Origin of the sequence: Janthinobacterium algoris, assembly GCF_051380935.1 — a bacterium.
Classification (GTDB): Bacteria; Pseudomonadota; Gammaproteobacteria; order Burkholderiales; family Burkholderiaceae_D; genus Janthinobacterium.
In genome coordinates, this window is record NZ_JBNYXZ010000015.1 from 105,683 (window position 1) to 130,786 (window position 25,104).

The 25,104-nt window shown below is 62.0% G+C and carries 20 protein-coding genes and 4 tRNA genes; 11 read left to right on the top strand and 13 right to left on the bottom strand.

Going from position 1 to position 25,104, the window contains the following annotated elements; genetic code table 11:
* Positions 1-4: 4 nt before the first annotated feature.
* Entirely contained in the window at positions 5-2,563 is a 2,559-nt protein-coding gene (gene rnr / locus ACQ4W7_RS21165; protein ID WP_426072248.1) for a ribonuclease R, read from the bottom strand.
* A gap of 408 nt (positions 2,564-2,971) precedes the next feature.
* Between rnr and ACQ4W7_RS21170 the strand changes: the two genes are divergently transcribed.
* The 4 genes from ACQ4W7_RS21170 to ACQ4W7_RS21185 all read left to right on the top strand — a co-directional run bounded on the left by ACQ4W7_RS21170 (position 2,972) and on the right by ACQ4W7_RS21185 (position 3,788).
* Positions 2,972-3,056, top strand: a tRNA-Leu gene (locus ACQ4W7_RS21170).
* A 330-nt stretch (positions 3,057-3,386) separates the two neighbouring features.
* Positions 3,387-3,471: transfer RNA gene (locus tag ACQ4W7_RS21175), tRNA-Leu, on the top strand.
* Positions 3,472-3,542: 71 nt separating this feature from the next.
* Positions 3,543-3,627, top strand: a tRNA-Leu gene (locus ACQ4W7_RS21180).
* 76 nt (positions 3,628-3,703) lie between these two features.
* A tRNA-Leu gene (locus ACQ4W7_RS21185) sits at positions 3,704-3,788 on the top strand.
* A 101-nt stretch (positions 3,789-3,889) separates the two neighbouring features.
* Here the strand turns inward: ACQ4W7_RS21185 and ACQ4W7_RS21190 are convergent.
* Positions 3,890-4,741 carry an SDR family oxidoreductase gene (locus ACQ4W7_RS21190; protein ID WP_436533023.1) on the bottom strand — a complete coding sequence of 284 codons (852 nt, stop codon included), beginning with the start codon at positions 4,739-4,741 and terminating at the stop codon, positions 3,890-3,892.
* Between the two features lie 116 nt (positions 4,742-4,857).
* On the opposite strand from ACQ4W7_RS21190, the gene ACQ4W7_RS21195 reads away from it, so the two are divergent.
* From ACQ4W7_RS21195 to phaP, 4 genes are all read left to right on the top strand, one after another.
* Positions 4,858-5,280, top strand: a complete 423-nt coding sequence (locus ACQ4W7_RS21195; RefSeq protein ID WP_426072250.1) for a winged helix-turn-helix transcriptional regulator — start codon at positions 4,858-4,860, stop codon at positions 5,278-5,280.
* A gap of 124 nt (positions 5,281-5,404) precedes the next feature.
* Positions 5,405-7,663 (top strand): ATP-binding protein, encoded by a 2,259-nt coding sequence (locus ACQ4W7_RS21200; RefSeq protein ID WP_436533025.1) that lies wholly within the window; start codon positions 5,405-5,407, stop codon positions 7,661-7,663.
* A 47-nt stretch (positions 7,664-7,710) separates the two neighbouring features.
* On the top strand, positions 7,711-7,905 hold the full coding sequence (locus tag ACQ4W7_RS21205; protein ID WP_426072252.1) for a hypothetical protein: 195 nt from the start codon (positions 7,711-7,713) through the stop codon (positions 7,903-7,905).
* A gap of 115 nt (positions 7,906-8,020) precedes the next feature.
* Entirely contained in the window at positions 8,021-8,632 is a 612-nt protein-coding gene (gene phaP, locus ACQ4W7_RS21210) for a TIGR01841 family phasin (protein ID WP_426072253.1), read from the top strand.
* A gap of 64 nt (positions 8,633-8,696) precedes the next feature.
* Here the strand turns inward: phaP and ACQ4W7_RS21215 are convergent, their stop codons facing one another.
* Positions 8,697-9,326 carry a helix-turn-helix transcriptional regulator gene (locus ACQ4W7_RS21215; RefSeq protein ID WP_436533028.1) on the bottom strand — a complete coding sequence of 210 codons (630 nt, stop codon included), beginning with the start codon at positions 9,324-9,326 and terminating at the stop codon, positions 8,697-8,699.
* Positions 9,323-10,540, bottom strand: a complete 1,218-nt coding sequence (locus ACQ4W7_RS21220) for an MFS transporter (protein WP_436533030.1) — start codon at positions 10,538-10,540, stop codon at positions 9,323-9,325. Before ACQ4W7_RS21220 ends, ACQ4W7_RS21215 begins: the two co-directional genes overlap by 4 nt.
* A gap of 160 nt (positions 10,541-10,700) precedes the next feature.
* On the opposite strand from ACQ4W7_RS21220, the gene ACQ4W7_RS21225 reads away from it, so the two are divergent.
* The 3 genes from ACQ4W7_RS21225 to ACQ4W7_RS21235 all read left to right on the top strand — a co-directional run bounded on the left by ACQ4W7_RS21225 (position 10,701) and on the right by ACQ4W7_RS21235 (position 15,421).
* Positions 10,701-11,405 carry an SMI1/KNR4 family protein gene (locus ACQ4W7_RS21225; protein WP_436533032.1) on the top strand — a complete coding sequence of 235 codons (705 nt, stop codon included), beginning with the start codon at positions 10,701-10,703 and terminating at the stop codon, positions 11,403-11,405.
* A 105-nt stretch (positions 11,406-11,510) separates the two neighbouring features.
* Positions 11,511-13,163: a VRR-NUC domain-containing protein gene (locus tag ACQ4W7_RS21230; RefSeq protein WP_436533034.1), complete on the top strand. Its 1,653-nt coding sequence runs from the start codon at positions 11,511-11,513 to the stop codon at positions 13,161-13,163.
* Positions 13,160-15,421: an ATP-dependent DNA helicase gene (locus ACQ4W7_RS21235; protein ID WP_436533036.1), complete on the top strand. Its 2,262-nt coding sequence runs from the start codon at positions 13,160-13,162 to the stop codon at positions 15,419-15,421. Before ACQ4W7_RS21230 ends, ACQ4W7_RS21235 begins: the two co-directional genes overlap by 4 nt.
* Here ACQ4W7_RS21235 and ACQ4W7_RS21240 read toward each other — a convergent pair.
* The 9 genes from ACQ4W7_RS21240 to ACQ4W7_RS21280 form a co-directional block, all read right to left on the bottom strand.
* Positions 15,418-16,146, bottom strand: coding sequence for a LytR/AlgR family response regulator transcription factor (locus tag ACQ4W7_RS21240; protein ID WP_436533116.1), 729 nt, complete (start codon positions 16,144-16,146; stop codon positions 15,418-15,420). The two genes, ACQ4W7_RS21235 and ACQ4W7_RS21240, sit on opposite strands and share 4 nt — an antisense overlap.
* An 11-nt stretch (positions 16,147-16,157) precedes the next feature.
* Positions 16,158-17,234, bottom strand: a complete 1,077-nt coding sequence (locus tag ACQ4W7_RS21245) for a sensor histidine kinase (protein WP_426072259.1) — start codon at positions 17,232-17,234, stop codon at positions 16,158-16,160.
* A gap of 5 nt (positions 17,235-17,239) precedes the next feature.
* Complete coding sequence (locus ACQ4W7_RS21250; protein WP_436533038.1) at positions 17,240-18,055, bottom strand: LiaI-LiaF-like domain-containing protein; 816 nt, start codon at positions 18,053-18,055, stop codon at positions 17,240-17,242.
* Positions 18,045-18,428 carry a LiaF transmembrane domain-containing protein gene (locus ACQ4W7_RS21255; protein ID WP_436533040.1) on the bottom strand — a complete coding sequence of 128 codons (384 nt, stop codon included), beginning with the start codon at positions 18,426-18,428 and terminating at the stop codon, positions 18,045-18,047. Before ACQ4W7_RS21255 ends, ACQ4W7_RS21250 begins: the two co-directional genes overlap by 11 nt.
* 389 nt (positions 18,429-18,817) lie before the next feature.
* Positions 18,818-19,729, bottom strand: coding sequence for an NAD-dependent epimerase/dehydratase family protein (locus ACQ4W7_RS21260; RefSeq protein WP_436533042.1), 912 nt, complete (start codon positions 19,727-19,729; stop codon positions 18,818-18,820).
* Positions 19,730-19,824: 95 nt separating this feature from the next.
* Positions 19,825-21,771, bottom strand: a complete 1,947-nt coding sequence (locus tag ACQ4W7_RS21265; protein WP_436533044.1) for a UvrD-helicase domain-containing protein — start codon at positions 21,769-21,771, stop codon at positions 19,825-19,827.
* 39 nt (positions 21,772-21,810) lie between these two features.
* Positions 21,811-23,007 carry a selenoneine synthase SenA gene (gene senA, locus ACQ4W7_RS21270; RefSeq protein WP_436533046.1) on the bottom strand — a complete coding sequence of 399 codons (1,197 nt, stop codon included), beginning with the start codon at positions 23,005-23,007 and terminating at the stop codon, positions 21,811-21,813.
* A gap of 75 nt (positions 23,008-23,082) precedes the next feature.
* Positions 23,083-24,399 (bottom strand): phosphate regulon sensor histidine kinase PhoR, encoded by a 1,317-nt coding sequence (phoR, locus tag ACQ4W7_RS21275; RefSeq protein ID WP_436533048.1) that lies wholly within the window; start codon positions 24,397-24,399, stop codon positions 23,083-23,085.
* Positions 24,400-24,411: 12 nt separating this feature from the next.
* The gene (locus ACQ4W7_RS21280; RefSeq protein WP_034755074.1) at positions 24,412-25,101 is read right to left on the bottom strand and encodes a response regulator; all 690 of its coding nucleotides are present in this window, start codon (positions 25,099-25,101) and stop codon (positions 24,412-24,414) included.
* Positions 25,102-25,104: the final 3 nt, after the last annotated feature.

Genomic DNA, 25,104 nt, shown 5'->3' on the forward strand with positions numbered 1-25,104 from the left:
TCTTTTATCGCTTGCTTTTGCTTGTTTTTGATACAGTTTTTGCTGCACGTGGTGCCGCTGCGGCAGGTGCCGCGGCAGGTTTCTTGCTGCGCTTCGGCGCTGCCGCCTTAGGGGCTTCCTTCGGGGCTGCGTTGGCTTGCGCCTTGGCTGCAGGCTTGGCGCCGTTGGATCGGCCGCCGGAACCATTGCCGGGCTTACCGCCGGCCTTGGCGCCAGTTGTAACGCTGGTCTTGATCTCGTGGCGCTGCTCGGTCGCGGGACCTGGCTTGACCATGGATTTCTTCTCGCCCTTGCGCTTGCCGCCCGACTGTTTGGCCGGCGCTTCTTCGCCTGCCAGTTCCGCATCGGTGACCAGGCGCAGGTCAATCTTGCGCGTTTCCAGGTCGACACGCGCCACTTGCACCGTCAGACGGTCCGTCAGTTGATAGCGCTTGCCCGTGCGTTCGCCACGCAATTCATGGCGCGCATCGTCGTACTGGAAGTAGTCGGTGCCCAGCTCGGTGACGTGCACCAGGCCTTCGACAAACAGGGTATCGAGCTGCACGAACACGCCGAAGGTGGTCACGCCCGTGATGGTGCCGGTGAATTCTTCGCCCAGCTTGTCTTGCATGAAGTAGCACTTCAGCCACGCTTCCACGTCGCGCGACGCCTCGTCGGCGCGGCGTTCGTTGGCAGAGCAATGCACGCCCAGCGCGTCCCAAATGGTGAGATCCGTTTTCTTCGGCTTACCGTCGGCCTTGTCCTTGGCCTGCTGCTTGCGCGTGGCGTTCGATACGTTGGTGTTCAACACGACCTTATCGGACAGCTTCGGCTCGTATTTCTTGCCTTGCAAAATAGCCTTGATGGCGCGGTGCGTCAGCAGGTCGGGATAGCGGCGGATCGGGCTGGTGAAGTGGGCATACGCCTCGTAGGCCAGACCGAAGTGACCGATATTGTCCGGGCTGTAGACGGCTTGCTGCATCGAACGCAGCAGCATCGTTTGCAGCAAGGCCGCGTCGGGACGCAGCTTGATCTGCTGCATCAAGGTCTGGTAATCCGATGCCGATGGCGTGTCGCCGCCCGTCAGGTTCAAACCGACCTGCTTGAGGAAGGTGCGCACTTGCGTGAGCTTTTCTTTGGTCGGGCTGGCGTGGATGCGGTAAGTGCCCGGGTGCTTGTTGCGCAGCAGCAAATCGGCCGCGCAGACGTTAGCTGCCAGCATGCACTCTTCGATAATCTTGTGCGCTTCGTTGCGCGTGCGGGGGATGATCTTTTCGATCTTGCCGGCGCTATTGCAGACGATATACGTTTCCGTCGTCTCGAAATCGATGGCGCCCCGTTCCGTGCGTGCTTTCAGCAAGGCGCGGTAGACGGCTTCCAGGTTTTGCAGGTGCGGCAGGATGTCCGCGCGGCGTGCCGCTTCGGGTCCCTTGGTGTTGCCCAGCACGGCAGCGACTTCGTCATACGTGAGGCGCGCGGCAGAGTGAATCACGGCCGGGTAGAACTGGTACGCCTTCAGCTCGCCCTTGTCGCTGACGACGGCGTCGCACACGAGGGTCAAGCGGTCGACAGCCGGGTTCAGCGAGCACAGGCCATTCGACAGTTTTTCCGGCAGCATCGGGATCACGCGGCGCGGAAAATAGACGGAGGTGCTGCGCTCGAGCGCATCGATATCGAGCGCGTCATTCGGCTTCACGTAATGGCTGACGTCGGCAATCGCCACGATCAGGCGGAAGCAGTTGGCGCGGCCGATCTTGACGGGTTCGCAATACACGGCATCGTCGAAATCGCGCGCATCTTCGCCGTCGATGGTGACGAGCGGCACATCGCGCAGGTCGACACGGTCTTTCAGGTCGGCGTCGCGCACTTCGAACGGCAGCTTTTCAGCTTGCTTGAGAGCGGCGGCGGAAAATATGTGTGGCACGTTGAATTTGCGCACGGCAATTTCAATTTCCATGCCGGGATCATCGAGCGCACCGAGCACTTCGACGATCTTGCCGACTGGCTGCTTGAAGCGCATCGGTTGCTCGGTCAGCTCGACACTGACGATCTGACCGGCCTTCGCCTTGCCCACCGAACCGGTTACCAGGATGTCCTGGCCGATGCGCTGGTCTTCCGGCGCCACCACCCAGGTACCGTTTTCCTGGATCAACCGGCCGATGACGTGGCTATTCGCGCGGTAAGTGACTTCCACGATTGTGCCTTCCGGGCGGCCGCGGCGGTCCGTGCCGACGATGCGGGCCATGACCTTGTCGCCATGCAGGACTTTCTGCATTTCTTTCTCAGGCAGGAACAGGTCGGCGCTGGCATCGTCAGGAATGACGAAACCGAAGCCATCGCGATGGCTGGTGACGCGACCGGCGACAAGCGCGCTCTGGTCGGCCAGGCTGAAAACACCGCTGGCATCAGACTTCAACTGGCCGTCGCGCTCCATCGCCTTCAGGCGACGAACCAGGACATCCATGGAATCGGCATGCACTTGCAGCGTTTTCCCGAGAGACTGCGGATCGAGAGGCGCGCTGACGCTGCGGAATATGCCGAGAATGTCCTCCCGGCTGGGGATGGTGTGGGTATTTTGGCTCAAAAGTATTTCTATAGTTGTTATTGACAGTGATCAAACGGAATACAAAGACCGATGACATCACCGTCAATATTGACACGGTGATACCCGGTAGTGTACCGGAGGACGCCTTGGTTTGCCTAACGGGCAGCGTAGCGAAAACCGAACAAGTGCCCCGCCGATGAAAAAAAGAGGAAAAGCTGCGCAATACATTTGACTTCGGCAAATATTGCTCTATAATCTAGCCCTCTTGCAGCGACAAACCTTCACGGGAATGCAGTTACAGGAAAGCGGTACAGGGTTGATGTGCAGTATGGAGCGAAAGCTCATCTGGCGCAAAACTCTTCAAGTCGCTATAATAGCAGAATTGTTGCTAAGTTATTTTGCAACAAGTACTAGAGTAGTAAAGTAGTTAGTCACAGCAACATCAGTGCCCACGTGGCGGAATTGGTAGACGCGCATGGTTCAGGTCCATGTGCCTTCGGGTGTAGGGGTTCGAGTCCCTTCGTGGGCACCATTACCTAATTCGCAAAAAAGCCGCAAACTTTCACGAGTTTGCGGCTTTTTTCATTTCCGCAGAGAAAAGCCCCCCCCCCAGCAAGACGGCAGCACTGCGGCAGCACTGCGGCAGCTGGGCTGCACGGCACGCCCAAGGACGGAAACCTGCGCAAAAACGCTGAAAAATGAGGCAGATTTAACCTTTTTTCATAGGGAACAGCCGTTTTCAGGCGAAAAAACATGTTTCTTGAAGAAAAGTGCAAAATGTTGATTGACCGAATGCGCGCCAGCCCTTATGATTTTGTCCTCGCTGCAGAACACGCAGCGTGAAGTAGCAAGCAGTAACAATGCCCACGTGGCGGAATTGGTAGACGCGCATGGTTCAGGTCCATGTGCCTTCGGGTGTAGGGGTTCGAGTCCCTTCGTGGGCACCACCAGCAACAAGTTATCGATTGTTGTGATCCGCAGTAGAGTAGTAAGGCAACAAAGTAATTCGCAGCACAATGCCCACGTGGCGGAATTGGTAGACGCGCATGGTTCAGGTCCATGTGCCTTCGGGTGTAGGGGTTCGAGTCCCTTCGTGGGCACCACCAGCAACGAGTTGTTGTCGTTGTAGTCCGCAGTAAAGTAGTGAGACAGCAGTAATAAGCAGCAAGCAGCATCAGTGCCCACGTGGCGGAATTGGTAGACGCGCATGGTTCAGGTCCATGTGCCTTCGGGTGTAGGGGTTCGAGTCCCTTCGTGGGCACCATTACCTAATTCGCAAAAAAGCCGCAAACTTTCACGAGTTTGCGGCTTTTTTCATTTCCGGATGCCGCGTGGCCTCCCACACCTGCGGCACCCTCCCTCTGCTTATTTCGCCAGCGCCGCCTTGACGGCGTCAAACAGGCTCGCCGTCGGACGGCCTATCAGCGCGCTCAGTTGCTTGCCATTGTCTTCCAGGCCGCCCCTGGCCGCGCCCGCATCGGAATCGGCCAGCAAGTCGGCAAAGCCGTCCGGCACGCCCACGCCTACCAGCGCCGCCTTGAAATCGGCCTGCGGCAAATCTTTATACACAATCGCCTTGCCCGACTGGCGCCCTACTTCGGCTGCGTACTCGGCCAAGGTAAAGCCCTGGTCGCCGGCCAACTCATAGATGGCGTGCGGCTGCTCGGCCGTCAGGATGGCAGCAGCGGCGGCAGCGTAATCGGCGCGTGCAGCGGACGAGAAGCGGCCGTTTTGCGCCGCGCCCAGCACCACGCCATGCTCAAGCACGGGCGCCAAGTGTTCCGTGTGGTTTTCCAGGTACCAGCCGTTGCGCAGGAAAGCGTACGGCAGGCTGGACGCGCGGATGGCCGCTTCCGTGATCACGTGCTCGGCAGCCAAGCCCAGCGGCGACGTGTCGGCACGCAAGACACTGGTGTAGGCCAGCAAAGCCACGCCGGCGCGCTTGGCCGCATCGATGACGTTCTGGTGCTGCTGCGCGCGCTGGCCCACTTCGCTCGACGAAATCAGCAAGATTTTCGTTGCACCTTTGAAAGCCGCATCGAGGCTGGCGCCATCGTTGTAATCGGCCTGGCGCACTTGCACGCCCAGTGCAGCCAGGTTGGCGGCCTTGGCCGGGTTGCGCACGGCGGCGATGATGCTGGCTGCGGGGACGGATGTGAGCAGGCTGGCAATGACGTGCTGGCCCAGATTGCCTGTGGCGCCGGTGATGACGATCATGATTTTTCCTTGGAGGGTGGGTGGTAAGACCCTATAATAGGACTATTACTTACTTATTGTAAGTACGTACCTTTTGGTAAGTATGAATTCACACGCCAATCTTAAAGGCCACTATCATGTCCACAGACACTCCCGGCGCCAGCCTGCGCGCCGCCCTCGCCCAGCAAAACCAGGGAGCGCAGCTGCTGGCGGCCGCCTGCCCGTCGCGCGCCGTGCTCAGCCACCTGACCAGCCGCTGGGCCGTGCTGGTACTGGTACTACTGCTGAGCGGCACGCGGCGCTTCAGCGAACTGCGCCGCGAAGTGGGCGGGGTCAGCGAAAAAATGCTGGCGCAAACCCTGGAAGCGCTGGCGGGCGACGGTTTCGTACTGCGCCAGGCGTATCTGGTGATACCGCCCAAGGTGGAATACAGCCTCACGCCGCTGGGACGCGAAGCGGCCGAACGCCTGGCCGTGCTGGTCGACTGGATCGAGGATAATTACACGCGCATCGAACAGGCGCGCGCCGAACTGGCGCCACAGAACGCGCAAAACGCGTAAAACGCGTAAAACGCAGCGTAAAACGGCACACAAACGCATTGCTTTTGGTCATCAAGAATTATCGTTTACTCCTACTTGCCTTGATGTAATACTAGCCTCACGATACGCGTAAGGGCGCGACACCATGAATCAGTTGATTTCTTCCATCGCCGACCGGGCCAAAGTACTACTGGTGAGCAATTCGACTAACGATGTGCGCGAATTGCTGTATGTGCTGGACCGGCATAACCTGGGCACGGGACTGGCGGGCGATATCGACGAAGGCGTGGAACTGGCGGCCGGCGGCACGGACTTGATCCTGCTCGACGCGGCCCTGGCCGGCACGAATATCGGCGCCACCTGCATGCGGCTGCGCAATGCGGGCGGACGCCATGGCGTGCCCCTGCTACTGATGTCGGCCACCCCCAGCGCCGAAGAACAGGGCCGCAGCGTGGGCGCCGGCGCCAGCGACTACATCAAGATGCCCTTCAATGCGCGCGACGTGGCGGAAAAAATCCTCATGGAACTGGCGCTGCACAAGGCCGAGGCGCCCGCCGCCCGCCCCTTCGCCACTCCGGCCACGCCACCGCGCCCCCAGCATCCGCAAACGCTGGAAGTCAATTACCACTCCATCCTGGCCGGTTCACCCGACGCCGTGCTGCTGTTCGATATCGATAACCGCCTGCTGATCGACGCCAACCACCTGGCCGAAGGATTGTTCGGCATGCCGCTGGCCGAGCTGTTGCAAGGCGGCATGGAGCCGCTGTTCCCCAAGCATCAGGACAATGGTCTCGCCTCGCCGCAACTGCTGGAAGAAAAGATCCGCGATACCTTGCAAGGCAAGATCGTCGTCTTCCGCGCCAACTGCTGCCACCGCGACCGCCACCCGATCGCCTGCGAAATCCGCTTGATGCGCTTATCCGTGCCTGGCCGGCAGCTCGTGCATGCACGCATCATCGACTTGACCGAACGCAACCTCGCCGAAGCGATGCGCGCGGGCCAGAGCACCCTGCTGGAAATGGTCGCCAAGGGCGCGCCCCTGACCCCCACCCTGAACCAGCTGCTGCTGCTGATCGAAGGCCAGTCGCGCGGCGTGGTCTGCTCCATCATGCTGCTCGACGACGACGGTATCCACATGCACAGCGCGGCCGGCCCCAGCCTGCCGCCCGACTACATGGCCCTGCTCGAAGGCGTGGCCATCGGCCCCGGCGTGGGCTCCTGCGGCACGGCCATGTACTTGCGCGAACAAGTGGTGGTCAGCGACATCATGCGCGACCCGCTGTGGGCGCCCTACCGCGAGCTGGCGGCACCGTTCGGCATGCGCGCCTGCTGGTCACGCCCCATCTTCAGCCAGGATGGCGCCGTCCTCGGTTCGTTCGCCATGTATTACCGCGAAGTGCGCAAGCCCGATGCGCGCGACCTGGAGCTGATCGACACGGCCACTGACTTGGCCGGCATCGCTATCGGCCGCATGCGCCATGAACGCGAGCTGCAGCGCCACCGCGCCCACCTGGAAGAGCTGGTGGACGAACGCACGGCCGCCCTGACGCTGGCCAAGGAACACTCCGAACAGGCGAACCGCGAATTGGCCGCGGCGCTGGAAAACCTCTCCATCACGCAGGAAGAACTGGTGCGCCGCGACAAGCTGGCCGCGCTCGGCGCGCTGGTGGCCGGCATCGCGCATGAACTCAATACGCCGATCGGCAACGGCTTGGTGATAGCCACCACCATGGCCGAACGCACGCGCGAAATCCAGGCCAGCTTCCTCGATGGCTTGCGCCGCTCCGAACTGGGCGCCTACCTGAGCCAGGCCAGCGAAGCGGACGCCATCATGCTGCGCAACCTGCAGCGCGCCGCCGACCTGGTCTCCAGCTTCAAGCAGATCGCCGTCGATCGCGCCAGTTCGCAGCGGCGCCACTTCCTGCTGCGCCAGTTCATCGCCGAACTAATGCTGCCCATGTGCACGCCGCTCAAGGCCGCCGGCCTGAGCCTGACGCAAGACGTGCCGGACGGCCTGGCCATGGACAGCTATCCGGGTCCGCTGGGCCAGGTGCTGAGCAATCTGCTGGAAAACTGCCTGCGCCATGCCTTCGAGGGCCGCAGCGGCGGCAATATCGCCATCACCGCGCGCGGCAGCGACGATGGGCAGACGATCACCCTGTCCATCAGCGACACCGGCGTGGGCATCGCCGCCGACGACCTGGCGCACGTCTACGACCCCTTCTTCACGACCAAGCTCGGTTCGGGCGGTTCGGGCCTGGGCCTGCACGTGGCGCACAACATCGTCACGGGCGTGCTGGGCGGCCATATCGATGCCACCAGCATCACCGGCGCCGGCAGCGGCAGCGGCACCACCTTCACCCTGCAGCTGCCCGCTGCGGCGCCGCAATCGCCCGCTCCCTGAACGGCAAGCGCGCTACAATACCCGCAGGCTTTTCTTTCGGAGCACCTATGAAATACCTGATCGCCACGACCCTGCTGGCCGCCTGTGCCTGCGCAACGGCCGGACCGGCGCCCTGGTACCAGTGGCGCAGCAAGATCGACGGCACCCTGTCATGCGCCCAGTCCACTCTGGGATTTGGCTGGGAGCTGGCCTCGGGACCGTACAAAGATAGCCGTTGCGAAAAACCGGCGCTTGTTAAATAATGGGGTCATGACCACACGGGGCACCGGCTTGATTATTTAAAAGCAAGCGATGGCATTGCGGCGTCGAAAGAGTATGGAACGATAAGAACGTATCTATTCAAACCGAGGAGACCACATGTTTACGAATCCCGAACAATTCGCATCGGCCACCAAGGCCCTGTTTGAATTCCAGCTGATGACCTTCAACACCCTCACCTCCAAGGCCGTGCAAGGCGTGGAACAGGTACTGGCACTCAACATGGCCACCGCCAAGTCCGGCATCGAGGATGGCCTTGCCGCCGGCAAGGAAATCAGCCAGGCCAAGGATCCGAAGGCCGCCATGGCCGCCGCCGCCGCCCAGCTGCAACCGGGCGTGGCCGGTGCAAAAGCGTATAAACAGCAACTCGACGACATCATCAAGGAAATCCACACGGAATTCACCACGGCCGCAGAAGCCCATGTGGCCGAAGCGAAAAGCAATTTGAGCGCCCTGATCTACGACGTCACGAAAAACGTGCCGCCAGGCTCGGAAAACGCCGTGGCCATCGTCAAGGCCGCCATCGACAACGCCTTCCTCGGTTACGAACAAGTGACCAAGGCCACCAGGCAAGCCGTGAAAACCGTGGAAGATCAAATTGCCAAGGCCAGCGCGCAAGTGGCGCAGGCAACGGAACAGGCCACAGCAGGCGTACAAGCTGCGGCTGAAAAGGCGGCGCCGGCTGCCAAGCCGAAGGCGGCTAAAAAGTAACAAGCCCCAAGAGCAGATACCGGGGTCGTACCAAGCAGGGTACGACCCCGGCTTTTTGCCGGGCTCACCTCACCGGCATGATCCGGTACACGCAACGCCTCCCCCCCTCCAGCAGATATTCGCTGCGTTCCACCGTGCAATCGTCCCCCAATACCCGCTGAAAAATGGCCAGCTCCGAGCGGCAGAAATTCTGACACGCCGTAGCGGCCGCGCAAATCGGGCAATGGTTTTCCACGAGCAAGACACTGCCATCATCCTGCGGCTCGGCATAGGCCATGTAGCCCTCGCCATCGCGCGCCCGCGCCAGGCTGTCCACTCTTTGCGCCAGCGCAAGCCGCAAGTCGACCAGCCTGCCGTAGGCCAGCTCGCTGCTGCGTTCGCGCGCGCCGATCAATTTATCCAGCCCTTCGTCGCCGAACAGGGCTTTCACTTGCGTAATCAATTCCAGCGTCAGGTCGGCATGGCGGTCGGGATAGCGCGCATGGCCTTCGCGTGTCAGCGCCCAGCGCCGCGACGGACGCCCCACCTTGTCGGCCACGTCCTCGTGCGCCACCAGGCCCTTGTCTTGCGCCGCCTCGAGCTGGCGCCGCGCACCCATGGAGGTGATCTCGAGCAAGGCCGCCAACTGCTGCGCCGTCTGCGGCCCGCGCATCTTCAACAGGAACAGGGTTTGCTCCGACGTGCTGGCATTCATGCCACGACCTTCGCGTCAACGGTGCCGTCCAGCTGGCGGCGCCAGGCCGCCATGCGCCACGCGGCCCAGGCGGCGGACACAGCGCCCGCAACGAGGATCAGCCGCGTGTCGATCAGGGTCAGCACGGAACCGCTCAGGGCCACGACGATGTTGGCGATGCAAAAGGTGGTGGCCAGCAAGCCCATCACGGCGCCCTGCCCGTGCACGCTGAAACGCTCGGCGCACCAGCCCTGGATCACCGTGTTGTACAGCGCATTCGGAATGCCGAACAGCACGATGGCGGCGATGCCCACCCAGATATTGCCCATCGCCAAGATCCCCACCGCCAGCGCCACGCCACAGGCATACCAGCTGGCCCGCAACAGCGGCGCATGCCGGCTGGGCCCACCCGCCAGCAGGGACGTGACCGTCATCGTGCCGCACAGTCCCACATTCACCCAGGCAATTTCCTGCGCACGGTAACTGGCCGTCTCGACCAACCACAGCGGATAAAACTCGTAAAAACTGGCCACGCCACAGGTCAGCGCCAGTTGCACGATGAACAGGGTGCGCAACTCCTCATGGCGCAGCAGGTTCAGCGAATGCCGGTCGCGTGCCACTTGCCACCACGACGTCGTCAATAGCGAGGGTGTTTCGCGCGGCAAACCGGCGGCCACCAGCACAGCGACGAGCATCAGGGCGGCGGCGGCGATCCAGAACGGCACCGTCACGCCCCAATGCAGGGTCGCGCCCGCCAACATGGGCCCCACCAGCCAGCCCAGGTAAAAGGCGCCATTCAGCCACGACATGGCGCGCAGGCGCAGCGGTCCCGTCAACTGGTCGGCCAGCATGGCGCGCGCCACGGCGCCGTTACCTTCCAGCAAACCCGTGATGAAACGGGCCACGATGAACAACGGATAGGACTGGATCACCAGCGCCCAGGCCGTGATGGCGTGGCCGATGGCCGCACCCACGGCCGTGCGCATCAGCAAGGGACGGCGGCCATAGCGGTCCGACAGCGGCCCCAGCACGGCCGAGCCGATCAGCAAGCCCAGCGGATTGATGGTCAGCGCCAGGCCGAACAGCAGTTTCGACGGCAAGCCCAGGAAATTATTGAAGGCGTTCGGCGCCTCGGCCGCAAACAGGGGCGGCAGGATCGGATATGGCAGGGAGGCGCCGATGGTCGACAGCAGCGCCAGCAGGCAAGCGGCGGAAATTAACAGGATGTTTTTCATGCGGACTCAATGGATATTGTCTGGCAAGACTACCTGACCATGTCAAATTAGTAAACTAAAATGTTTATTAATTATGCCAGGCGTTGCCGCCATGACGCTAACCGTGCGCGCCATCGCCTCGGCTATCATTTGTCTATGACTCACGTTTAACAGGGCAAACATGACACTGTCAGAAATTGAACACCAATATGACTTCACCTATCCTGCACTGTATCGTCAGTTGGAGCGCGACGGCATGCTCGACATGGGTGAATATGGCCCCGATTGGTACAAGCTGGTCTATCCCACATTGACGGACCGGCCGACCCTGCTGCTGCACGCGGACGATTTCGAATTGCTCAATATCGAGGCCGTTGCCGACGCCGTGGATACGCTGCTGGACGCGGACGACTATCGGAAAATCGATCCCGCCTTCCAGTTCATCCCATTTGCGCAAACAGGCGCCGGTGACCACTACTGTTTTTTTACATCAAGCCTGCAGGACGGCGAGATGCCCATCGTGCTGCTGTGGCACGACCAGAACGAAGCCCAATACCTGGCGAAAAACCTGCAAGACTTCCTGTTTCACATGTTGTTGACCAGCATGGCGGAGCAGGATACGTATAACGAGGTCGGCGACGAGGACTTCAAGGACCAACTGGCAAAAACCCTGGGCACGCATGCGCGCTACCTGACGCCGGAACAGGCGCAGGTCCTGTCCGCGTTGCTGAACAGGGACATCATCGATTACGAGGGCGTGCTGCCCAAAGGAAGAAAAGAGGCGCATCGGGGCTTGCTGACAGATATCGAACTGGCCAGCCTGCGCGAGGCAATGATTCCCTACGAAAAGTTCGACAGCAGTTTTGCCTACAGCACGGCTGGCTGAACATAATTCGCTGGGCAAGCGGCGGCTGAAGGTTTAAACTGTATATAAACACAGTAAAATCGATCATCTTGCATCTTGCCCGCCCTATTGCCCTATTGCCCCACCATGCTGAGAGTCCTGGAAAATACCCTGTACTATCTGGATAATTTCCAGGATGTGCTGAGCTGGATCAGCGTACGTTACGCCGATCTGCTGAGTGCTGAAGAAACACAGTTCATTGCCGCATTCGGCGCGCTGCCGCAGCCGTCGCGCGCGCTGTTCGTGCGCCTCGTCATGCGCAAGGGCTGCCTGTTTCGCGCCAGCAAGCTCAATTACCCGGAAATCGGCGACACGCGCGCGGCCGCCCTGCCCTTGCTGGCCACGGGCTGGGTGGTAGCCGATCCTGCCATCTCGCTCGATACACTGTTCGAGCAACTGCTGAAAGGGGAAATCGTCCAAGCCTTCAGCCTCGCCGCGCCCCTGAAGGCGGCGCGCAAGGCCGAGCAGCTGGACGCCTTGCGCGAACTGCATGCGGACGAGAAACCATTCTCCGCATGGCATCCGGCCGGTACCGACGTGCTGTACCGCATCGGTCTGCAGCCCCTGTGCGACCGGCTGCGCCTGATTTACTTTGGCAACTATCACCAGGACTGGTCGGAATTCGTGCTGTCCGACCTCGGTGTGTACCAGTATGAAAAAGTGGAATTCTCGCCGCTATCGCGCGGCTTTCGCACGCGCCAGGATATCGAGCACTATGAAGTGCTGCACCAGTGCCGCGAACGCTACAACGACAGCGCGCCGGCCGACGAAGTGCTGCTAGAACTGGCGGCGCTACCCTTATCCCAGGACAATACCTGGCTGGCCAGCCGGCGAGAAAAACTCCGCTTCCAGATCGCCCAGCACCTGGAGAAATGCCAGGACTGGCCGGCCGCCTACCGCGCCTACGCCGATTGCCGCTATCCGGGCGCCCGGGGCCGCGCCATCCGCGTGCTGGAAAAAGATGAACAGCCGCAAGCGGCCTACGAACGCCTGATGATCGCCCTGGCCGCGCCGGAAAGCGAAGCGGAACAGCAATTGCTGCTGCGCATGGCGCCCCGTTTGCGGCGCAAGCTGGGCCACGCAAAACAGGCGGCCAGCGCGGTCGCCGCCGTGGAGCGCATCGACTTGCTGTTGCCGTATCCGGCGCAAGCGTGCTATGTGGAAGGGGTGGTGCAGCAACACCTGATGCAGGACGACGCGCCCGTGTATTACGTGGAAAACACCCTGATCAACTCGCTGTTCGGCCTGCTGTGCTGGCCTGCCATCTTCAAGGCCATGCCGGGCGCCTTCTTCCACCCATTCCACCGTGGCCCGGCCGACTTGCACAGCGCCGATTTTTACCAGCGCCGCAGCCTGGACTTTGCCAGCTGCCTGGCGCAACTGGACGACGGCAGCTATCAAGCCGCCATCCGCGCCACGCAAGCCGCCAAGCACGGCATCGTCTCGCCTTTCGTCAGCTGGGAGGTACTGAACGGCGGCTTGCTGGACCTGGCCCTGGCTTGCATCCCGGCTGCCCACCTGAAAAAGGCGTTCGAGCGCATCTTGCTCGACATCAAAAGCAACCGTAGCGGCTTGCCCGACCTGATCCAGTTCTGGCCGGCAGAACAGCGCTACCGCATGATCGAAGTCAAGGGTCCGGGTGACCGCCTGCAAGACAACCAGCTGCGCTGGATCGCGTATTGCGCCGAGCACGCCATGCCCGTCAGCGTGTGCTACCTGCAATGGCAGGTGCTCGCATGAACCGCAAAAGTTACACGATCGCCGTGCGCGCCCTGTGCGAATTCACCGCCAAGGTGGGCGACCTGGACTTGCGCTTTACCCCCTCGCCCACGGCGCAGGAAGGCATGGCCGGCCACGCTACCGTCACTAGCCGGCGCGACGACGATTACCAGCGCGAAATCAGCTTAAGCGGCGACTTCGGCCCTCTGCATGTGCGGGGCCGCGCCGATGGCTACGACCCGGCACGCCGCCAGTTGGAAGAAATCAAGACGTACCGGGGCGAACTGGACGCCATGCCCGCCAACCACCGCCAGCTGCACTGGGCGCAGGCGCGCATCTACGGCCATCTGCTGTGCCAGCAACTGAACTTGCCCATGCTGCGCGTGGCACTCGTGTATTTCGATATTGCCAGCCAGAAGGAAACGCTCATGCATGAGGAATGCACGGCCGAGGCGCTGCGCATTTTTTTCGAACAGCATTGCGCGCTGTTCCTCGACTGGGCCGAGCAGGAAATGGCGCACCGGGCCAGCCGCGACGCGCAGCTGACGGCCATGGCCTTTCCCCATGCCGACTTCCGCCCGGGCCAGCGCCAATTAGCAGAGGCCATGTACAAGGCCAGCAGCCGCGGTTGCGGCTTGCTGGCGCAGGCGCCCACAGGCATCGGCAAGACGGTGGGCAGCTTGTTTCCCATGTTGAAAGCCACGGCCGCGCATGGCCTGGATAAACTGTTTTTCCTGGCCGCCAAGGTGCCGGGCCGCCAGATGGCGCTCGACGCCTGCGCCATCCTGAAAGACAGCGCCCCCCTGCTGCCCTTGCGCGTGCTGGAACTGAGCGCCAAGAGCAGCGCCTGCGAACATCCCGACAAAGCCTGTCACGGTGAATCGTGTCCGCTGGCCAAGGGTTTTTACGACCGCTTGCCGCTGGCGCGCGAGGTGGCGCTGACCAGCGGCTTGATTTTGGATAAGGAAGCCGTGCGTGCCATCGCCTTGCAGCAGGGTATCTGCCCGTACTACCTGGGCATGGAGCTGGCGCGCTGGAGCGATGTCGTCATCGGCGACTACAATTATTACTTCGACCTCAGCGCCATGCTGTACGGCATGACCCTGGCCCACGACTGGAAAGTCAACGTGCTGGTCGACGAAGCGCACAATATGGTGTCGCGCGCGCGCAGCATGTATTCGGCCGAGCTGGAGCAGATCAAGCTGAAAATGCTGCGCAAGTTTGCGCCCGAGGGGCTGAAAAAGCCGCTGGACCGCCTCTCGCGCCAGTGGACGGCCTTGCTCAAGGAACAGGATGGCGACTATCACGTGCATCCAGCCTTGCCGGACAAATTCTTTGGCGCCCTGCAAGGGGTGGCGACGGCTATCGGCGATTACCTGGCCGAGCACGCGGCGGCGCTGGACGAGGATTTGCAGCGCTTTTATTTCGACGTGCTGCTGATCAACCGCCTGGCAGAGAGCTTTGGCGAGCATTCGCTATTCGACGTCAGCAAAACAGAAACCGGCTCCACCGTGTGCATCCGCAACATCGTGCCCGCGCCCTTCCTCAAGGAACGCTTCGCGGCCAGCCACAGCACGGCCCTGTTTTCCGCCACCCTGAGTCCGTGGAATTACTACAGCGATACACTGGGCATGCCGGCCGACACGGCCTGGGTCGACGTGGAATCGCCATTCCAGGCGGAGCAGCTATCCGTGCGCGTGGCCGATACCATTTCCACGCGCTACCAGCACCGCGCCGCCTCGCTGCTGCCCATCGCCCAACTGATGGCGCGCCAGTACGCAGAAACGCCGGGTAACTACCTGGCCTTTTTCAGCAGTTTTGACTACATGGAAAAGACGGCCACCCTGTTTGCCCAGCATTATCCCGACGTACCCATCTGGCAGCAGCCACGCCGCATGGACGATACTGCCCGTGCGCAATTTCTGGGCCGCTTCGGCCTGGACACGCGCGGCATCGGCTTTGCCGTGCTGGGTGGGGCGTTTGGCGAAGGCATCGACTTGCCGGGCGCGCGCCTGATCGGCGCCTTCATCGCCACCCTCGGTTTGCCGCAGATCAATCCCGTCAACGAGCAGATCCGCCAGCGCATGGGCGACATCTTCGGCGCCGGCTACGACTACACGTATTTGTATCCGGGCATGCAAAAGGTAGTGCAGGCCGCCGGCCGTGTGATACGCACGCAGTCGGACAAAGGCGTCGTGTACCTGATCGACGACCGTTTTTCCCGGCCGGAGATCCGCCAGCTATTGCCCACCTGGTGGGATGTGCAGCTGGCCAGCTAGCCAACCAGTAATTTCAGCTTCTGGTAACCCGCCTTGCTGACGGGTATCCTCGTGTCATCGCGCAAGATGGCCACGTGACTGTCTTTGGTGGCTGCCTCGATGCGGCGGATGCCGTCGATATTGAGCAGATACGACCGGTGCACGCGCAGGAACTTGGCAGGATCGAGCTGGGCTTCCAACTCCGCCAGCGTCTGGCTTTTCAGGTAGGACTTGCCCTCGGAACGGATGCTGATGTAATCGTCCTGCGCCTCGATGTAATCGATCCTGGCACTGGCGATCACGTGGACCTTGGCGCCATCGCGTATCAGCACGCGGTCCAGGTGCGCGGTGCGCGTGGCCGCCTCGCGCGCCACCGTTAGCACAGTCTCGGGTGTGCTGCGGTTGGCGCGCGCGTGGGCTAGCGCCTGGTCGAAACGCTGTTCGCTGAACGGCTTCAGCAGATAATCCAGGGCATGGCATTCAAACGCTTTCAAGGCATACTCGTCGTAGGCCGTGACAAAGATCAAACGCGTCTTCGCGCCGATCAGCTCCGCCACTTCAAAACCGTCCAGGCGCGGCATCTGGATATCGAGGAAGACCAGTTCCGGCGCCAGGTCCGCGATGGCCTTGACGGCCTCGAAACCGTTGGCGCACTCGGCGACGATATCGATATCATCATGGCGCGCCAGGTATTCGCGCAGCACGCTGCGTGCCAGCAATTCATCATCGACGATGGCCACCCGCATTCTTGCCTGCATCATGCTTCCTCCGTGTCGCCGGTCTGCGCCGGCATGGAAATCATCACCTCGAAATGGCCGTCGCGCCGGCCCCAGTGCACGCTGGCTTCGTGCCCATAGGCGCCGGCCAGGCGCTGACGCACATTTTCCAGGCCCACGCCATTGCCGCGCTCCGACCTTTGATCCGCATCCACCGGATTGCGCACGGCAATCTGCAACAGGCTGCCTGCGCGCCTGGCCTCGATGGCGATCAGCCCCCCCTCTGTCAAGCCGCAGATACCGTGCTTGACGGCATTTTCCACCAGCGGCTGTATCAGCATGGGCGGCAGCAAACACGCCAGCGCGGCGTCGTCGATGGCTACCGCCACTTGCAGGCGCGCGCCGAAACGCACCTGCTCGATGGCGAGAAAGTGGCGGATCAGCACCAGTTCCTGCTCCACGGTGATGTGCTTGTGCGCTTCCAGGCTCAGGCTCTGGCGAAAGAAACTGGCCAGCTGCACCGTCATCTGGCGCGCGCCCGCCGCATCGATGGACGTCAGGGCGCTGATGGAGTTCAAGCTATTGAACAGGAAATGCGGATCGATCTGCGTGCGCAGCATGCGCAATTGCGCTTCCTGCGCCATCAGCTGCGCTTCCAGGCCGCGCTGTTCGGCCATCCTGGCGCGCACGAATTCCAGCAACAGATAATGCACGGCGGCAGCCAGGCAATACAGCAGCACGCCCAGGCCGAAGAACAGGGCCAGCAGCGACTGCGTCAGGTTCACGCCCAGCCAGCGCAGCTCCAGCAACAGGCTGACGCTGTTCAAAAATTGCAGCAGGGTCGCCCACAACAAGCCCGCAAACAGGGCCGCCACACCCATCACGCCGGCGATGGCGAGCGGATGGCGGGCGTGCAAGGGATAGGCGCGGCACAGATAAAATGCAGAAAATCCCGAACCGATTGCATACACGAGCGTGGCGGGCACCACCAGCAGGATCGCATTAAGCCAGGGCGCGTGGGCCACCCTGGCCAGGATGCAGGCCAGGGCCAGGCCCAGCGCGATGCATACCAGGAACACCACCACGGCGCCGCGCCGCTTCGACAAAGGCCCGGACATGGCGCCTAGTTGCGGATTTCCAGGCCGCCCATGATGGCGTAGCCCGTCACGTACAAACGCTTGTTCTGGTTCGGCGGCACGATGGTTTTTTCTTCAAAGCCGCCCAAGATGGGCGTGCCCTGCAGCACCACGCTCCAGTCGGGCGGAATCTTGATGGTGACGCCGCCGCACAGGGCAAACACGTTGAGCACGGCTTCGCCTTCGATCGACGCCTGGCGCAAGTCGATTTCGCAGCCGGCCATGATGACATTGATATCGCCGCCCCTGAAGCGCTGCGACGACACGCGCCGCACATAGCCGCCCAGGATGGCCGTCACTTCGATGATGCTGTCATCGTCTGCCTGCCCGCCGGCGCCGGGTGCTGCCGTCGCATCGGTGGCCGCCTTGTCCAACGACACGGCGCCATTCCTGGCCTGGCCGAATGAGTCAGGCGCCGCACTACCATCCGGCGGTGCGGCAAAGTGCCGGCGGCGCTGCCGCCGCTGCCCGCCTGGCAGGGATTTCGACACCACGGCCACGCCGACGGCAATGATGAGCAGCGGCCACAGCATGCTCCAGTTGATATACAACAAGCCCATGGCTTTCAGGGTCCAGCTCAGGCCCAGCAAGACCATCACGCCGCCCAGCACGTAGCCGGAGCGTGTATGGCTTTGCGATATTTTCAGCAAGCCGAAAATGATGAGGATGGTGGGCCAGAAGCGGAAGGTGTAGCGCACATTGATGAAGCCGAGATTATCGAGCAGGAACAACAGCCCCAGGCCGATGACGATGACGCCCAGCACGATCTGCGATGGCGAGTGCAGCGGCGATTTATTTTTCATGCTCGGACTCCCGATAGGCAATAAAATGTTTGTTTAGCAGCGGTTCCAGCACAAGGCCCACGCCCCAGGCGATCAGCAAGGCCGGCCAACTATTGTAGAAATTCAAGTTCCACAGTTCTTCGTACGACACATACCACCAGGCGGCAAAAAAGATCAGCCACAGGCCGCTCAGTACCTGCTTCGCGGACATGGGCGTGAGCAACTTGTTGAGGCCAAAGACGACCAGTATCAGCGGCCAATAATGCCATAGTGCATAGTAATCGTGGAGATAGATCACATCGAGCCGGTCCAGCAGGATGACGGCGCCGATGGCGATCAGCAGCACGCCCCACAGCAGCTGGGTACGGCGGCAATAAGCTGGTTCAGGTTTCACGGTCACCCCTTTGAGTTGGTTGATCGTAAAGATACGCGGATTTCGGGCGCGCGAAAACACCGCTTCGGCGAATGGCGGGCAGGCAGCGGTGAATGGCGCAACGGCAGAAACGACAGGCAAAAAAAGACCGGCTAGGGCCGGCCTTGAAGGGGTTCGCAGTACGCACCGCGACCTGGAGTTGCAGTGCACAGCCGCATGGCGCCAATGAGCCAACGCGCCGGCAGCGGAAATCTGGTGCCGATCCTTGAGGCGACCGGCTGACCTGCTGGAAGATCGAACATGCCGCCAACTTCACGGCAGTGCGTCTCAACCAAGCAAAGTCATCATACTCCTGATCGTCACATTGCACCGTTCGCTAGCGCACACAGATGCGGCTTTGCTGAGCTGCATCAAACGGCGATGGCGTGTGGTGGCTTGAGCATGTCGTTCTCGATCCATGCCAGCACGGATGGACCCTGCGGCTGCCAGCCCAGCTTGCGCGCCCGCGCGCCGCGCACCCGGCTGTTGGAGCCGAGGCCGTAGGAAGCCATCTCGTAGCCCCATTCGGCAATCGCTTCGGGCAGCGGCCAATCCTGCGCGGGACCCAGGTCCAGTGCCTTGGCGATGGCAACCGTCATGTCGCGGAAGGCCGCTTCGCCTGACTCGACAAAATAAAAGGTGCCGGCGGGCGAGTTTTCCAGTGCCAGCAAATACAGGCTGACGACATCGTCGATATGCACGTTGGACCAGATGTTGCGGCCCGGCCCCACGTGGCGCACGATGCCGCTTTTGCGCGCCTGCTTGAGCAAACGGGGCAATTGCACGCTGTCGCGCGGCAAAGCGCCATGGCCGTAGATCAAGGTGTTGCACAGTACGCTGGCACGGACTCCTTGCGCGGCGCTGGCCAGCACCAGCTCATCGATGGCGACCCTGGCGGCCTTGTCGGCCGTGGGCGCCGGCAACTTGTCTTCGTCATAAATCTGTTCCGTGCCCTCGCCGCCCGAGGCGTCGCCCACGATGGACGAGCCGCTGGTATGCAGGAACACTTTGTTGGTGCCGGCCAGCGCTTCCAGGATGGCTTCCACGGCGCCCCGGTGGTCGCTGCTGGCCGCATTGATGACCGCGTCGGCCGCCTTCGCCTGCTCGATGAGCAATGCGCGGTCGTTCAAATCGCCCTGCACGCCCAACACGCCGACCTTGGCCAGCTCGGCCACCTGTTCCGGTTTGCGCACCAGACCCGTCACCTGATGGCCGGCGCGCACGAGGCCCGCCGCGATGGAACTGCCGATGAAACCTGCCGCGCCTGTCAAGAATACTTTCATGCCGTCACTCCCTGTCTGGTTAGATTGCTATCAATCACACCAGCCCAGTATGCCCGCTTTCATCTTGCGCAAAAAGCAGCCACACGGCAAAAGATCTATGCCTTGGGCGCAACAATCTTCTGTTTGAGCTGCAAGGCGGCGATGTAGCGGCTCCGATAGGCGGGGTCTTGCGGCGTCAGCAAGGTCAGCCTGTCGCGCGCGCGCGTGGCGGCCACATAGAAGCGGTTTTCTTCTTCCAGCGGGTCAGTCTTGCTGCGCGGGAATTCGTCGACGGCCAGGTAGGGCAAAATCACGTGGTTGTACTCGAGGCCCTTGATCTGGTCGATGCAAGCGATCACCAGCCTGGCCTTGCCGGTCGAGACCGTCACAGCTTCTTCCATCTCGCCCAGCCAGCCGGCAAAGCCACCGAGCGCCACGCCCGCTTCGCTGCACACGGCAATGAAGCCGTGCAGGGAACGGGCCACGACCCGCGCCTGGGCCGGGTCGACATAGATGCGGCGCGCCGTCTGTTCCAGCTGCATCAGGCCAAAGATATGCTGCAAGGCATCGCCCGCCAAAGCGTCGGCGGGCAGCGCGCGCAGGTAATCGACGGCGGCCAAGGTCAGCGCCGCCTTGTCCCGGTTGTGCGACTTGGCCAGCTGGTTCGTCAAAAAGCCTTCCAGCAAGTCCGGGTAATTGGCCACGTCGGCCTTGGCTTGCTGGAGCTCACCGCGCGTAAACGGGATTTCCGCAAACGCCACCAGCGCTTCGAGGATCTCGCCGCGGCGCGGGCCGCTCTTGATCGCATGCAAATCCTTGCGGGCGATGGCCACCATGCCGCGCAGCATCAGCACTTCCAGGCTCAGCAGATAGCTGTTCATGTCCACCAGGCCATACGCGATGCCGCTCTGGAATAGCGCCGTTTCCACGCGGATGGCCTGGTCGCGGTCGCGCAGCAGAATGGCCGTCGTGCCCGCATGCGCGTGTTCAAGCGCGGCGATCAGCTGGGCGCTGCACGCTTGCGGCTGCGCATGGTCATACTCGAGCACTTCGATGTGGGTGGCACGCGACAGGGCCGACACGCTGGCCTTGTTTTTCAGCACGCCCACGGCTTGCGCCAGTTGCGGGCCGTAGCGGTAGGATGCCGTCAACGGCAAGCGCTGCAAGGTGGGGAATTCCTGCTCGAAGCGCTGGCGCAGGAAGCGATGGTCGGCGCCCGACCACGTATAGATGACTTGATCCTTGTCGCCGGCGCCGCAGAAAAACGCGTTGCCGCGGCGTATCAGCATGGTCAGCAGGCGGAACGACGCCTCATTCAAATCGTGCAATTCATCGGCCACGATGATCTGGAAGGCCGGCAATTGCTGGCGCAGCGGCTCGTCGCCATCGAGCATGCGCACCAGGTCGTAGGTGGCGTCGAATGGCGCGCGGAACTGGATATCGCCCGTGTCGGCGCCGCGCAAACCCTCGTATTCGCGCAGCCACAGATAATGCGTGCGCGACATGCCCAGCATTTCCAGGTTATCGTCCAGCGAATTGCTCTCGAAATCAGGATTTTGAAAATCCAGGCGCGCCTTGGTGCGCAATTGCAGTTTCAGAAATTCGGCTATCGCCCCGTTCGTCGTATTGATTTCCAACGGATAACGGTCAGCGTACTTCTCGGAGACCACCTCCAGTGCTTCCCAGGCCACGGGACGCAACTCTTCATCGCTGCGCATGAACGCCACCTGCATGTTTTCCAGCTGCAGCAGCACCTTGGCGGCAAAAGCGTCAAAGGTGTCGATGACGAGGCGCTTGACGACGCCCAGCGGCACCCCCACTTCCAGCAGACGCTGGCGCAGGGCCACGCGCGCCGCCTCGGTAAACACGAGGGCCAGCATGCGCTCGGGCGCGCGGCCCCGGTGCAGCGCCTCGGCCAGGCGCAGGGCCAGGGTCGTCGTCTTGGCCGCGCCGGCATTGGCGTCGATCAGCACCACTTTCTTTTGCGCCGTCTGGATGGCCACCTGCTCCGGCGTGGGCGTGATGCGTTTGGGAATGAACTGCGGGGCGTTATCTGTACTCAAAAGAATTCCTGAAATGGGTAGCTGCTGGCTGTCTCGGACTTACCAGGCGCAGGTGCGCAGGCCGGCAAAGATGTCGCCGCGCTCGGGCGCATGGAAAGTGCGCATGCGGGCCGAATGCAGGCGCGGCGGCGTGGCGAAGGCGGCGCCGCGCAGCACCTGGTGCTGCATGAAATACGGCGCTGAATACTCGCGCCAGGCATCCGGCACAAAGCCCGCATACGGCTCGAACGGCGTCGCCGTCCACTCCCACACCTGGCCCCAGTGAAAGCGCGGATGGCCGGACAGCGCAGCATACTCCCATTCCGCTTCGGTCGCCAGACGCCGCCCCGCCCAGGCGCAGTACGCTTGCGCTTCATACAGATTGATGTGGCGCACGGCTTCATTCAGCGGCAAGGTCGTGCGCTGGCCGAAACGCATGGTGCGCCACTGCGTCGCTTCGCGCAGCCAGTACAGGGGCGACGAGCGCTCCTGCTGCATCAGCCAGGCGCTGCCGGCCGCGCTCCAGAACTGGCGGTTCTGGTAGCCGCCATCGGCGACAAAATCGGCAAACTGGGCGTTGGAGACGGGTACGGCGTCCATGCGGAACGGCGGCACGTAGCAGCTATGGGGTGGAGATTCATTGTCGAAGGCAAATCCGGCCCCGCGCGGCGAGCCCAGTTCGATGCTAGCGCCAGGAAAAGCGATCTCCCCCGCCCCTGCCGACAAGACGGGACTGGCAGCCAGGGACTCCGGGGCTTCCAGGCCCAGCCATTGCAAGCCGGCCAGCATTTCCTCGCCGCACAAATCCTCATGCGCCAGCGCTAGCCGGTATGGCGCCAGGGCGCTGTCGACATTGGCTTCGCGCGACAGTTTATCCAAGACCCTGTCTAGCACTTCGTGGCAATACGTCTTCACGGCGCCCGGACTGGGCAATTCCAGCTTCCAGCGCGCGCGGTGCTCGACCATGTTGGCGTCGAACAAGTCGTCGCCGCGCGTCAGCAGGGAATTGTAAATGGCGTCGGCCGGATGGCTGGAAGCGGCTTCGCGCAGGATGTACCACTCGGCGAACCAGGCAATATGCGCCAATTGCCATAAGGGCGGATTGAAGCGCGGATGACGGGGCAGGCCCGCCACCACGTCCAGGCCGGCAGTGACATAACAGTCGAATAGGGACAGGGTATCCTGGCGCGCAGCCTGCAGCGACTGGGCCAGTTGCTGCGCGCCGGCGTGGCGAAAAGAAGTGTTGATTAAAGTCATGACCTGATTGTAACGACTTATGCCAACATTGCACCAGTCGCCGAGGAAACAGGGAGAGGCCTACCCTCCCCCGGACTACTTGACCAGCAGTTCGCCCTGCAGCGGCGTGACGACGGACTTCGGCATGCTGACGATGAAGCTGCTGCCCTTGTCGGCCACGGACTGGATGGCCAAAGTCCCACCGTGGCGCAGCAGCACATGCTTGACGATGGCCAGGCCCAGGCCCGTACCCTGGGTTTCGCGCGAACGGCTCTTGTCGACGCGGTAGAAACGCTCGGTCAGGCGCGAGATATGCTCGGGGCTGATGCCGATGCCCGTATCTTGCGCAATGAATTGCGGTCCGGCCGGGCCATCCTGCCAGCGCAGGGTGATGGTGCCGCCGGCCGGGGTATAGCGCACGGCGTTCGAGGCCAGGTTGCCGAAGGCGCTGTACAGCTCGTCATAGCTGCCCAGCACATCGGGGCCCTTGCATTCCATGCTCACTTCATGCTTGCCGGCCGACAAACCCTTGGCGTCGCGCAAGACTTGCTGCATGAGCTGTTTGACATCCACCGGCTCGGGACGCAGCGGATAGTCGACCGATTCCAGGCGCGACAGGGTCAGCATGTCTTCGATCAAATGCTGCATGCGGTGGCCCTGCTCCGTCATCAGCTTGAGGTGGGCGGCGCGCGTGGCGGCATCCAGGTCCAGCTCGGCAGAAGCGATTTCCAGGAAACCCACGATGACCGTCAGCGGCGTGCGCAGTTCGTGCGATGCGTTGGCGATGAAGTCGCGGCGCATCATTTCGATGCGTTCCGTCTCCGTCACGTCATGCGTGACCAGGATCTGGCGGCGGTTTTCAAACGGGATGATCTGCACGATCAGCTTGCGGTTGCGGAAGGTGATCGTCAACGGCTGGTCGTAGCGGCCCAGGATGATGTAATCCATGAACTCGGGGCTGCGGATCAGGTTGGTGACGCGCATGCCCTTGTCACGCTCGTGCGTGAGGCCCAGATGTTTCTCGGCGGCCGGGTTGCACCATTCGAGGAACAGCACATCGTCCATGATGACGACGCCGTCGGGCAGCAAATGCATGGCCTGGCGGAAACGCGCCAGCCATTCCGTCAGCTCGGCCTGGTTTTTCTCGTCGTCGCGGCGCATGCGGTACAGGCGCGCGAAGATGCTGGTCCAGGCGCCCCAGCCGTCGGGCAGCTTGGCGCTTTGCGGATTGTCCAGCCAGTTACTCAGCTGGAACAGGTACGACAGCTGCACGAACACCATCATGGCCATCAGCACGAAGGCGATACCCAGCGCATACGTGGCGCCAAACAGATACCAAACGACGGCTACGCCCAGCAGCGCCAGCACCATGCGCAAGGCGGCCGGTACCCAGAACAGCAATTTCGGATTCATAAGAGACAGGCTTTATTTTTCAGACAACATGTAGCCGACGCTGCGCACCGTCTTGATCAGGCTTTCCGCCTCTTTCAAGGCTTTGCGCAAGCGCAATACGTGGACATCGACCGTGCGTTCCTCGATCACCACATGGTCGCCCCACACCTTGTCGAGCAGTTGGCTGCGCGAAAACACGCGCTCCGGATGGGCCAGCAGGAATTTCAGCAGCTTGTATTCGGCATGGCCGATATCGATCTTCTGTTCATCCATCATCACGGTGCAGCTGACGGGGTCCAAGGCCACGTTGCCGGCGCGCATGGGCGCCTGCGCGTGTTCCGGACTCTTGCGTCGCAATAGCGCTTTGGCGCGCGCCAGCAGCTCGCGCGGCGAGAACGGCTTGGTGACGTAATCGTCGGCCCCGCTGTTCAGGCCGGCCAGCTTGTCTTCTTCCATGCTCTTGGCGGTGAGCATGATGACGGGGATGGCGGCGAAATTGCGGTCGGCGCGGATGCGCGACAGCAGGCGCAAGCCCGTCTGGTCCGGCAGCATCCAGTCCAACAGGATCAGGTGCGGCGTGCGGTGCTGGATGAATTCCCAGGCATCGGCAACGTTTTGTACAGAACAGCAATTCCAGCCGGATTCGCGCAGCGAATAGGTCACCAGTTCAACGATGGCCGGCTCATCTTCAACAATCAGTACCGTGGTTTTATCAGATGCCATAAA